Here is an 11,753-nt window from a genome sequence, read left to right as displayed (position 1 = left end):
CGTATCGACCTGCCGGCCGTTCCCGGCTGGCACCGCGTGGCAGCGCCGGGCGGCTGGCCCTGGCAGCCGCGCCATGGCGGGGCCGATCATCGCCTGCTGGGCCGCTATGCCGACGATGCCGGCCATGTGGTGGACGTGTCGTTTGCGCTCTATGCCGCGCAGGGCGATGGGCGAGAGGCAGGCGGCTTTGGCGAAGGGGCCGTGCCGCCGGGTAGCGGCTGGGCCTGGGAAAAGCCGGCGCCAAGCATCGCCGGTGGCAAGGGTGACATGATCCAGGCGCCTGGCCCGGTGCACCGCTTGGCGATTACCTGGTACCGTACCGATGGCTGGCTGGGCAGCAGCAACATGGCGCTCAAGCTGTGGAACATTGCTGACCGACTCTTGCTGCGCGCGCAGCCCACGGCCACGCTGATCCTGTCGAGCGAAGACAATGCCGGGGCGCCCGCCGCGCCGGCCCTGGCCGCTTTCGTGGCGGCCACCGGGCCGCTGGACCGCTGGATCGATACCGTTTCGCGCGGGCAATAGGGGGCTGGTTTTCAAGGCATGTGCGGCATTGCGGGGATCTTTCACACCCAGGGGATGAAGCCGGTCGATCCGGAACGGCTGCGCGCCATGGGCGATGTCATCGCGCACCGCGGCCCCGATGGCCATGGCGTGTGGACTGCGCCTGGCGTGGGGCTGGGCCACCGCCGCCTGTCGATCATCGACCTGGCCGGATCGCCCCAGCCCATGGCCAGCGCCGATGGCGCCGCCGTGCTGGTGTTCAATGGCGAAATCTACAACTACCAGGAACTGCGCCGCGAACTGGCGGCCCTGGGCGCGCGGTTCCGCACCGACGGCGATAGCGAGGTGATCCTCGCCGCCTGGCAGCAGTGGGGCGTCGATTGCCTGGCGCGGTTCAACGGCATGTTTGCCTTTGCCCTTTATGACCAACGCGCCCGCACGCTGTTCCTGGCGCGGGACCGGCTGGGGGTAAAGCCGCTGCACATGGCCACGCTGGCCGATGGCAGCGTGATCTTCGGATCGGAACTCAAGCAGTTGCTGGCCCATCCGATGTTGCGGCGGACGGTCGACCCACTGGCGGTGGAGGATTACCTCGCCTGGGGCTTTGTGCCCGATGGCCGCGCGATCCTGGCCGGGGTGGAAAAGCTGCCGGCCGGGCATTACCGCCTGCTGCGCCATGATGCACCGCCGCCCCCCAGCGTGCGCTGGTGGGATGTCTCGTTTGCCGAGCGCGACAAGGCCAGCCAGAAAGACCTCGAAGCGCATCTGCTGCACCGGCTGCGCAAGGCGGTCACCTCGCGCATGGCGGCCGACGTGCCGCTGGGCGCATTTCTTTCGGGCGGGGTGGACAGCTCCACCGTGGTGGCGCTGATGGCCGAGGCCAGCCGCGACCCGGTCAAGACCTGCGCGATCGGTTTTGACGTGGCCGCGCTTGATGAAACCAGCTGGGCCGGCGCGGTGGCGCAGCGCTTTGCCACGCAGCACCATGCGCGCACGGTATCGTCCGATGATTTCAAACTGGTCGACCGCCTGGTGGCGATGTTCGACGAACCCTTTGCCGATGCATCGGCGCTGCCCACGTTCCGCGTGTGCGAGCTGGCGCGGCAGCATGTTACGGTGGCGCTGTCGGGCGATGGAGCGGACGAGGCGTTTGCCGGTTATCGCCGCCAGGTGTTCCATCACCGCGAAGAGCAGGCGCGCGCGCTGGTGCCGGCGGGGCTGCGCCGCCCGGTGTTCGGTGCGCTGGGCCGTCTCTATCCCAAGGCCGACTGGGCGCCGCGCCCGCTGCGCGCCAAGGCCACGTTCCAGAGCCTGGCCGAAGATGGCGAAACCGGCTATGCCCGCGCCTTGGCGGTGACCGCGCCAGAGGCGCGCGCCGCGCTGTTCAGCCCGGAGTTCCTGCGGCTGCGTGGCGATTACCGGGCTGAGACGCCGCTGATCGACCTGATGCGCCAGGCGCCGGCGCGCAGCGGGCTCGACCGCGCGCAATATGCCGATCTCAAGTTCATGTTGCCCGGCGATATCCTGACCAAGGTCGATCGCACCAGCATGGCTGTGAGCCTTGAGGCGCGCGAGCCGCTGCTCGACCACCGCCTGATCGAATTTGCCGCCGGCCTGCCCGAGGCGATGCGCGTGCATGGCGCCACCGGCAAATGGCTGATGAAGCAGACGATGCGCCGCTATCTGCCCGATGATGTGCTGTTCCGGCCCAAGATGGGCTTCGTCACGCCGATCGCCGCCTGGCTGCGTGGCCCGCTGGCGGGCGCAGCGCGCGCGATCGCCACGGGTGGCGCACTCACCCGCACCGGCTGGTTCGATGCCACCCGCATCGCCACGCTGGCCGAATCGCATATCGCCGGAAGGGCCGATAACAGCCGCGTCCTGTGGCAATTGCTGATGCTCGACCGCAGTTTGGCTCGGCTGGATACGGCTTTGTCGTCATAGCCTTGGCGGGCACATGGTGCCTCGCCTGTTACCATCGGTGGTAAACGGTAAGGTGATCTAAACCATTTCGGACTAGCCCCGTAGGGTAATCCAACTGCGCCGATGGTCCATGCGAAAGTTTCTACGATCACCGATCGGAATATCGCTGCTGCTGAGCCTGGCGCTTTGGCAGCCGCTTTTGAGCATCACGGACATTCCGCGCCACGTCTATTGGAATACGGCTTTTCACTTTGTGACGCGCCCGGCGCCCTCGTCGGTGGTGGTGGTGTCGGTCGATGGCATGCCGGAACTGGATACGGCGACCGAAGCGCGCGTGTTGGAGGGAGTGCGGCGGCAGATGCCGCGGCAGGTATTCGTGGATTTGCGCATTCCCTATGGGCTTGATGCCAGCGGGGACAAGCAACTCAAGGCCATCATCGACAGCTACGGCACCGACGTCGCGTTCGTCGCGCGCGCGAGCGAAGCCAATCGCAAGGACAAGAGCGCCTTTACCTTTCCGGCCCGGGAGATTGCCGGCAAGCATCCCATCTATGTTTCCTCTTGGAACGACAACTTCATCCACGCTGCCGTCTCCGCACCCTATTCGGTGACGATCAGAGAGCGGACATATCCCGCGTTCGCGGTCGCGCTTGCGGGTTTGAAGGCGGTTCCGCCCGGCACTTTCTATCCTGATTTCACGGTCGATCCCGCCACGATCCCCCAGGTTAGCGCGCGCACGCTTCTCCAGAATGGCTATTCTCCCGGTTTGCTGACGGGGCGGACCGTGGTTATCACGGCGTCCAATGGCATCGCCCCGATGCGGTACCTCGGGCACGGCATCAAGCCGCCGGTCTCGCTCGACATCGCGGGCGCGGAAGGGCTGAAGCGCCCACTCAACGCTGATCTGTCGTTCCTGCCGCTGCTGTTGCTGGCGGTGGGCACGGTGCTGCTGACCAACCGCATGCAACGCCGCGCAGCCAAGAACATGGCCTATGTCGCGCTGACGATGATCCTGGTGTTCCTGCCGATCTCGGTTCGCTTCCTCGGCTTGGTAGTCCATCCAGATGTCGCCATGACGTTCATGTCGATCTACGGGGCGATCCGGCTGTGGCAGCGGCGCACCCGACGCATTCAACAGACTAGCACGTCAGGATTGCCGAACTTTCTTGCCCTGTCGTCCCACCCGATCGAGGTGGGACGTGATGTGATCGTGGCAGTGGTTGGGCGATACGAAGAGATTCTCGCGACTTTGCCCCGCGATCTGCATGGGGAATGTGCCAATCAAATCGCCCGACGACTGTCGGTGGGATCTGGCGCAGGCCAGATTTTCCACGGGGATGGCGGGCATTTTGCCTGGGCTGAAGAGGCACGCCCGCTCGATGTCCAATTGAGCCACCTGGAAGGGCTGCGTGCCCTTTTTTCCGCGCCTTTGCAGATTGGCACACATACCTTCGACACCAATATCCACTTCGGTCTCGATCGTAACGAGGGGCTCGACGCGCTGACCCGCGTCAATTCGGCGCTGGCCAGTGCCAACGAAGCGCTAAGCAATGGCCGCCCGGTGGAGGTGTTCGAGGCGCATCGGTTGGCCGAGGCGCCTTGGGAACTGTCGTTGCACGCGCGCATCGACGAGGGGCTGCGCAACGGCGACATCTGGTTGGCGTTCCAGCCACAGTGGGATTATCGCACCGGGCGCATTTCCGGCGCCGAGGCGCTGATCCGCTGGAACCACCCGACGCGCGGCTACATCGCGCCCGATGCCTTCATCCTCCAGGCCGAGCGGGCAGGGCGCATCGATGCGCTGACCTATTGGGTGCTGGAAGAGGCCATCACTGCCGCGCAAGCCGTCAATGCCCTGGGCTCACGCTTTCAGATGAGCATCAACCTGTCCGGGCAGATGGTGGACAAGCCTGATCTGGTCGAGAATTTCCGTGAGATCGTCACGCGCCGTGGCATCGACCCTGGCTTGCTGACGATCGAGATCACCGAGACATCAGGCATGAACAACCGGAGCGATGCGGTGCGCAACATGTCGCGCTTGCGCGATCTGGGTTTTCGCCTGTCGATCGACGATTTCGGCACGGGTGAAGCCAGCCTGGCCTATCTGGCCGATCTGCCCAGCGACGAACTCAAGATCGACCGGCGCTTTGTCTCGCGCCTGCTCAGCAGCGACCGTGACCGTGCGATCATCACCAGCACGATCGGCTTGGCCCATGCGCTGGGCCAAGCGGTGGTGGCCGAGGGCATCGAGGACGAGGCGACCTTCCACCTGCTGGCGGCGCTCGGCTGCGATCATGCCCAAGGCTATTACCTCAGCAAGCCGCAACCTTTTGACGTGATGTTCCGCGATTACCAGGCGCGCCTGATGCGGCACAGCAGGGCTGTCTGACCCTTCCAACCACCTAAGGCAGCGTTTCCGTCTCCCTTGCCTGGGCGCACGAGGTGTCCTCGTTCTACTCCCGACTCGAGCGGCCTTCTTCGCGCGATCCGCGCCTATCCCATTGGTTAATCTTGTCTCGCTGCGCTTAAGGGCAAGCCCTAGCTGGCTCATCGGTGCGCGGGCGCCTCCGGTAGCACAATTCCCTGCAAATCTATGGGCTTGGCTGTTCCGAAACGGGACGGCTGCAACGGTTTGCGCCGAATTTGCAATTGTTTACTTCTTGTTAACCAAGGAACTTAGTGATATTCAAAGGCCTCTAACCGTGGATGGAGGTTTTCATGCTGCTTCGCCTGCTGTTCGGCTAATGCCGAAATAGGAATACGCTGGGTATCCGGAGAAATCTTAAGTGATGACCGGCCTGGCCTGTTAATTCCTACCAAAAAGCAAAAGCCCGCGATGAATAATCGCGGGCTTTCGTATTTTCGGAATAAATAAATTTGTCTTCGGTCAGGCTCACTCGTTGCCGTGGCCAAGGGCCAGATAGTCCTGGCTTTGCATTTCCATTAGTCGACTGATGGTTCGATCGAATTCGAACCGGCCATCGCCCGATTCGTAAAGGTTAATGGGCTCGGCATCGGCCGTGGCGATCAGCTTGACCTTGTGTTCGTACAGCGCGTCGATCAGCGTCACGAAACGCGCCGCCTCGTTGCGCTGTTCCGGCCCCAGGCGGGGGATGCCGACGATGATTACCGTGTGATAGGCATGGGCAATCGCCAGGTAATCCGACGCGCCGCGTGGCTGCGCGCACAGCCGCTTGAAGCTGAACACGCCCACACCCTTGAGGCTCTTGGGAACATGCAGCGTGCGTCCGCCGCCCAGATCGAGATCGGCGCTGGGCACGTTGGCGCTGTCTTCCGGGGCAAAGTCGGTCATGCGGAAGAACGCCTCGCGCACTGCTTCGGTGGCCGCCGGGCCATTGGGCACGTGCCAGGTGCCCACGCCCTGCAGGCGCTGCAAGCGGTAGTCGACCGGACCATTGAGCGCGAGCACGTCGAGCCGCTCTTCCACCAGCGCAATGAACGGCAGGAAATGCTCGCGGTTGAGCCCGTTCTTGTACAGCTCTGACGGAGCGCGGTTGCTGGTGGTGACGATGACCACCCCGTGTTCCACGATCAGGGCGGTGAACAGCCGGCTCATGATCATGGCGTCGGCGCTGTTGTTGACCACCATTTCGTCAAAGCACAGCACGTGGCATTCCGCCGCGATGCTGGCCGCCACCGGCACGATCGGATCGCCGCTTTCGCTCTTGCGCGCCTCGCGCAGCCGCGCGTGCACGTCGAGCATGAAGGCGTGGAAATGCGCGCGGCGCTTGGCGGTGACGGCCAGGTTATCGTGGAACAGGTCCATCAACATCGATTTGCCGCGCCCGACGCCACCCCACATGTAAAGCCCGCGCGGCACAGGCGCCTGCTTGCCACGCAACAGGCGGCCGAACAGGCCGGGGGCTGGCGGCGGGTTTTCCAATTCCTGCTGCAACTGGTCCAGGCGGTTGGCAGCGGCGGCCTGCTCTGGATCGGGGCGCAATTCGCCCGAGGCGACGAGTTGGGCATAGCGCTGGGAAATGCGGGTCATGATAAAGCGACGGGCCTTGGGAAAAGCGAAACGCCGGCCGGGGGAACCGGCCGGCGTTCGGGAATGACGCGAAGGGAAAAGGCCAAACCTGGCGCGTCAGATCGCGCGCTCGGCCTGCATCTTCTTGATTTCGGCGATGGCGCGTGCGGGCGAAAGGCCCTTAGGGCACACGTTAGCGCAGTTCATGATCGTGTGGCAACGATAGAGGCGGAAGGGATCTTCCAGCTCGTCGAGGCGCTCGCCGGTCATTTCGTCGCGGCTGTCGGCCAGCCAGCGATAGGCCTGGAGCAGGATTGCCGGGCCGAGGAACTTGTCGGAGTTCCACCAATAGCTGGGGCACGACGTGGAGCAGCACGCGCACAGGATGCATTCGTAAAGGCCATCGAGCTTTTCGCGCTGTTCCGGGCTCTGCAGGCGCTCCTTGCCCGAGGGCGTGGGCGACACGGTCTGCAGCCAGGGACGGATCGAGGCATATTGCGCGTAGAAGTGCGTGAAATCGGGGACGAGGTCCTTGATCACCTGCATGTGGGGCAGGGGGGTGATGCGGATTTCACCCTTGAGGTCTTCGATCGCGGTGGTGCAGGCCAGGCCGTTGCGGCCATTCATGTTCATCGCGCACGATCCGCAGATCCCTTCTCGGCACGAACGGCGGAAGGTCAGCGTCGGGTCCTGCTCGCCCTTCATCTTGATCAGCGCGTCGAGCACCATCGGGCCGCACTGTTCGAGATCGATCTCGAACGTGTCGTAGCGCGGGTTCTCGCCGCTGTCGGGATCATAGCGATAGACCTTGAACTTCTTGATCTTGCCGTTGGTGGCGGCGGCGTGATGGCGCGCCTTGCCGGTGATCGTGGAGTTCTTGGGGAGCGTGAAAGTCGCCATAAAACCGGGTCCTGCTGCACTGGGCCGCTGGCCGGCAAGGCCAGATCGGCTTGAACGAGTCGTCCTTAGCGCAATCGCAGCATGGGGCAAGGGGAGAGTGCCGCTCTTGCCCCATGGTCTGCGTGCCCGAAAACGCGGGTGCGGACACGAGGCATGGTGGCACGCAGTAATCGCATCCGTGTTGGCATTATTTGCGATGCGGCAGGATGGACTAACCGATGCAATCGGCATAACCCTGAAAACATTCAGATAAGGGGGCAAGATGCAGAATAGGGGATGGGCGGGCGCGCAGCGGCTGGGGGCAGGCGTTGGGCGATTTGGATCGGTGCTGACACTGGCATGTGCAGCCGGCGCGATCATCGCTTCGGCAGCCGTGGCGCAAACGGCGCCGCCGCCCGCGCCGGCTACAGCCTCTGCTGCTGCTGCACAGAAGGGCGCGCCTGCCGCGGTGCTGGATGCCGACGCGTTTGCCCAGATCCCGTTCTTTGCCGATGGCGCGCTTTCGCCCGATGGGCGGCGGATCGCCGGCAAGTTCGGCATGGGCGGCACCCAGGTGATCGGCGTCCGCAACCTGTTCGATCCCCAGGAAAAGCCCATGAACCTGGCTGTGCCCGATCAGACCGAGGCCGATTGGGTGCAGTGGGTCGGCGATGACTATCTGCTGGTGAAGCTGCGCGCGCTGCTGCCGATGCAGGACTCCGGCGATCGCACCTATGTCAGCCGGCTGATCTCCATCGAACGCAAGACCGGCAAGATCACGCGCCTGTTGTGGACGCTCGCCGGCCAGAATGTGGCCGACGTGATCTGGGTTGCCCATGACGGCACCCCTGAAATCCTGCTGTCCGCACAGAATTCGATGTACCTGGACGAAGGGTTCTTTCCGTCCGTGCACCGGGTCAATCTAGCCACCGGGCGTGAGCATGTGGTGCAGAGTTCTCGCGACGGCGTGCTGAGCTGGCAGGCTGATGGCAACGGCGTGGTGCGTAGCGGGGTTTCGGTGACCAAGTCGGGCCGGATGTCGCAGCTGTACTATCGCGGTGCCGACCCAAGCCAGCAGTTGCGCACGATCGACCGCGCCAGCAGCAAGGCCCACGAATCCCTGCTCGATCCGATCCTGTTCGTGCCCGGCACGGACAACGCTATTGCCGTTTTGACCGGCGATGATGGACGCGACCGGCTCTATGAAATCAACATGCTGACCCAGCAGACGGGGCGCGTGCTGTTCGAGGCGCCGGCCGGCACCGAAATCGCGCGCACGCTCCTGTCGCAAGACCGTTCTGCCGTGCTGGGCGTGACGACCTCTGACATGCCCGATCGCGTGCACTGGCTGGACAAGGACATGGCCGACCTTCAGGCCGCGTTCGACAAATCGGTCGAGCCGCAGAAGGTCAGCGTCGAGATTTCCAGCCTGAGCGCGGATCGCCGCGCCATGCTGTTGACTCTGGCCCGGCCCGACAGCCCCGGCGCGCTCTATTACTTCAGCCTCGATGGCGGGATGATGCAGCGCGTCGCCGTGTTCAACGACAAGCTCAAGCAGGTGCCGGTTTCGCCGGTAAAGACCGTGCACTACAAGGCGCGCGATGGCTTGAGCATCGAGGCAGTGGTGACCACGCCCAAGGGGCGCGAGGCACACAATTTGCCGGTGGTGATGCTGCCCCATGGCGGCCCTTGGGCGCAGGATGTCGCCAGCTGGGACTATCTGGCGCAGTATATCGCCAGCCGGGGTTATCTGGTGATCCAGCCCAACTTCCGTGGCTCCACCGGCTATGGCGCCGATTTCCTGCACAAGGGCGAAGGGCAGATGGGCCTGGCCATGCAGGATGACATCACCGATGGCCTGGCCTGGGCAGTGGCCGAGGGCATGGCCGATCCCAAGCGAGCCTGCATCGTGGGGGCATCCTATGGCGGCTATGCCACGATGTGGGGCCTGGCCAAGGACCCCGATCTCTATCGCTGCGGCGTCTCGATCTCAGGCGTCGCGAGCCTGCGCCGCGAGGTGAACGACTTCGGCAACTATTACATGGAAGGCAAGTATTCCGACGACTGGAAAGCGATGACGCCTGATTTCGCGGCGGTTTCCCCGCTCAACGCGGTGGACCGGATCAAGGCGCCCTTGCTGCTCATCCATGGGCGCAAGGACGTGACCGTGGCGGTGAGCCATTCCGATGCCATGGCCAGCCGGATGCGCGCAGCGGGCAAGACAGTGGACTATGTAAGCCTGCCCAAGGCCGATCACTATTTCACCCGGCTTGATGATCGCAAGGCGATGCTTGACGCGATCGGGGCGTGGCTGGCCAAGTACAACCCGTCGTAATTCCGATCATCCGGCCTTGTGGCGGGCTTCGGCCCGCTGCTTGACCACGGCCAGGACATTGTCCTGGATATCGCCGAGCAGCAGTTCGCCCCACCAGCGTGCGTAGAGATTGACGTGGGTCATCGCCACGTAGTTGGTGGTCAGCGTCAGCCGTGTCGTGCCATCGGGCAGAGGCGTCAGGCGGTAATCGCCAGTGTCGATCTTGAGGAACGGGCCGTCGGGCGCGATATGCTCGTCGGTGTGATGCTGTAGCGAGCTGTTGGTAAAGGCAAAGCGCCAGGCCAGCCGCCGGCCGGGTTGCCACGCGGTCACCCGTTCCTGGAAATCGATGCCCTCGCTCCAATAGGCCGTGCGCACGCCACCCACGCCGGGGCGATCGAGCACCGTGGCGCGAGGACGGGGCAGGCCGAGCACGCTTTGCGAAAAGGTCCAGCGGCCTTCGTCTTTGCCGATGTGGGTGTTGCTGACGGCATAGGGCCAGATTTCGGCGGGGCTGGCGTTAACAATGACCGAGCGGGTCAGCGTCACTGTATCGTGCGGGACGGGGATCTGGCTTTCAACGCTGCCCGCCAGCAGCGGCAGGAATAGCAAGGACGCGTGGAAGCTCGCCGCATCGTCACGCCGACGGCGCATCCTGCGCACTGAGAAGGCGCCAATCAGCCCGAAGATCAGCCAGATCGGTGAGAGCATTACCAGGCAGATAATGCCTTCGCCCAGGAACGCGGCCGAGCCAAAGATTACCAAGCCCACCAGGATCGGTGGCACCGATACATAGAAATTCCTCGAGCGGGTGCCGGCCGGATCGCCGACATAGCAAATCAGTGCGCAGAGATAGGCCGGGAACACGGCGAGGAACCACAGGCTGGCAAAGGCTTCATTGCCGGCCCGGCTGGCGCTCATCAGCAGGTAAGCGCTCAGCGCGATGACCAGCGCCAGGGAAAAGCCAGCGATGATGCGGCCCTTGAGCAAGGAGACGGGGGCGCGATCGTCTTGAGGGTCGGAGGTCATGGCTGGGACCTTTTCTATGTTCAGGCAATTCTGAAACGAGAGAAATTGGTATATGCGTAAGATGGTAGCCACGGCCCCGTCGCCGTGGCCGTTGTGCGCGGTGACGGGGTCAGGTCTGGTCGGTTTTGCTGCCGCCGCGCCCGCTGACAAAGCGCAGCAGGCTGACAACCTTGGCGCCCATGCGGATCAGCGTCATGATCTGGGCCGGTGGGACGTTGAGCATCTGCTGGTACCAGCCATCCACCGTGTTTACGAAATCGTGCATTGCCACCAGCCGCTGGCGCACCTTGGCGCTGATGCGCGGGTCATCGATATCCTGCATCGCCGCGCCGATCGCCGCGACCATCGGGTCAATCTCGCGCGCCTTGCGCCCCTGCGCCACTTTGGTGGCCATCTGCCAGAGATCGGCTTCGGCTTCGTAATGATCGCGGCGATCGCCTAGTACCGGCACCCGGTGGATCAGTTTCCACGCGAGCAGTTCCTTGAGGCTGTTCGACACGTTGGAGCGCGCCATGTTGAGCTTTGCTGCGATGTCTTCGGCCGTCAGCGGGCGTTCTGACAGGAACAGCAGCGCCTGGATCTGTGCCACGGAGCGGTTGACGCCCCACTGCGTGCCCATGTCGCCCCAGCGCAGCACGAACTGCTCCACCGAGGGGGGCAGGCGATCTGAGTCGTTTGATATTTCTGTCATGACAGAAATATCTGTCAGATTTGCTTCTTGGTCAAGGCACTTGGTGATCTTTGTCGTAGGCCACGAAAAAGCCCGCCCCGGCACTGCCGAGGCGGGCTTTTCTCAGAGCCGCAAGGGCCTCTGGCGATCAGGCGCCGAAGGTGCGCTGCCACCAGCCACGGCGCGGCGAAGCGCCGTCTTCGCCATCGGCTGCGGGCTGTTCGCCGGCATCGCTTTCGCCAGCCGCGTCAGCATCTGCCGGCGCAGCCGCAGCGGGTGCCACTTCGGGGGCAGCGTCCACGCTTGCTTCCGCGGGTGCTTCGGCAACCTTCTTCTTGCGCACGCGCTTGGGCTTGGCAGGCGCTTCGGCAGCCGGAGCCTCTGCAGCAGGCGCTTGCGCGGCGGTGGCCGGTTCGGCGGCCGCTTCGGCCGGAGCGTCGGCG

8 protein-coding genes and 1 pseudogene are annotated in these 11,753 nt (G+C 64.1%); 4 read left to right on the top strand and 5 right to left on the bottom strand.

All coding sequences use genetic code 11. From position 1 onward, the window contains the following. The 3 genes from H926_RS0108795 to H926_RS34565 all read left to right on the top strand — a co-directional run. Window positions 1-525, top strand: a 525-nt coding sequence (locus H926_RS0108795; RefSeq protein WP_022675963.1) for an exosortase C-terminal domain/associated protein EpsI, incomplete at its 5' end; no start/stop codon positions are given. An 18-nt stretch (window positions 526-543) separates the two neighbouring features. Next, window positions 544-2,448 carry an XrtA/PEP-CTERM system amidotransferase gene (locus H926_RS0108790; RefSeq protein ID WP_022675962.1) on the top strand — a complete coding sequence of 635 codons (1,905 nt, stop codon included), beginning with the start codon at window positions 544-546 and terminating at the stop codon, window positions 2,446-2,448. A 178-nt stretch (window positions 2,449-2,626) separates the two neighbouring features. After that, window positions 2,627-4,816: an EAL domain-containing protein gene (locus tag H926_RS34565; protein WP_022675961.1), complete on the top strand. Its 2,190-nt coding sequence runs from the start codon at window positions 2,627-2,629 to the stop codon at window positions 4,814-4,816. 504 nt (window positions 4,817-5,320) lie between these two features. Here H926_RS34565 and zapE read toward each other — a convergent pair. After that, the gene (gene zapE, locus H926_RS0108780; RefSeq protein ID WP_022675960.1) at window positions 5,321-6,439 is read right to left on the bottom strand and encodes a cell division protein ZapE; all 1,119 of its coding nucleotides are present in this window, start codon (window positions 6,437-6,439) and stop codon (window positions 5,321-5,323) included. A 96-nt stretch (window positions 6,440-6,535) separates the two neighbouring features. Continuing rightward, the gene (locus H926_RS0108775; protein ID WP_022675959.1) at window positions 6,536-7,318 is read right to left on the bottom strand and encodes a succinate dehydrogenase iron-sulfur subunit; all 783 of its coding nucleotides are present in this window, start codon (window positions 7,316-7,318) and stop codon (window positions 6,536-6,538) included. A gap of 325 nt (window positions 7,319-7,643) precedes the next feature. Here H926_RS0108775 and H926_RS0108770 point away from each other — a divergent pair, with 325 nt between their 5' ends. Next, entirely contained in the window at window positions 7,644-9,632 is a 1,989-nt protein-coding gene (locus H926_RS0108770; RefSeq protein ID WP_022675958.1) for a S9 family peptidase, read from the top strand. A 6-nt stretch (window positions 9,633-9,638) separates the two neighbouring features. On the opposite strand, the gene H926_RS0108765 is transcribed toward H926_RS0108770, so the two are convergent. The 3 genes and pseudogenes from H926_RS0108765 to H926_RS26485 form a co-directional block, all read right to left on the bottom strand. Further along, window positions 9,639-10,640, bottom strand: coding sequence for an SRPBCC family protein (locus H926_RS0108765; RefSeq protein ID WP_022675957.1), 1,002 nt, complete (start codon window positions 10,638-10,640; stop codon window positions 9,639-9,641). A gap of 109 nt (window positions 10,641-10,749) precedes the next feature. Further along, a complete protein-coding gene (locus H926_RS0108760) occupies window positions 10,750-11,331 on the bottom strand; it encodes a GbsR/MarR family transcriptional regulator (RefSeq protein WP_022675956.1) in 582 nt (193 codons plus the stop codon). A 127-nt stretch (window positions 11,332-11,458) separates the two neighbouring features. Further along, a pseudogene (locus H926_RS26485) lies at window positions 11,459-11,753 on the bottom strand (ribonuclease E/G); the annotation flags it as partial.

It is taken from the genome of Novosphingobium sp. B-7 (genome assembly GCF_000410615.1).
In the GTDB taxonomy this organism is placed as follows: Bacteria; Pseudomonadota; Alphaproteobacteria; order Sphingomonadales; family Sphingomonadaceae; genus Novosphingobium; species Novosphingobium capsulatum.
The sequence above is the reverse complement of the archived record's forward strand: the minus strand, read 5'-3'. Positions and strand labels throughout refer to the sequence as shown.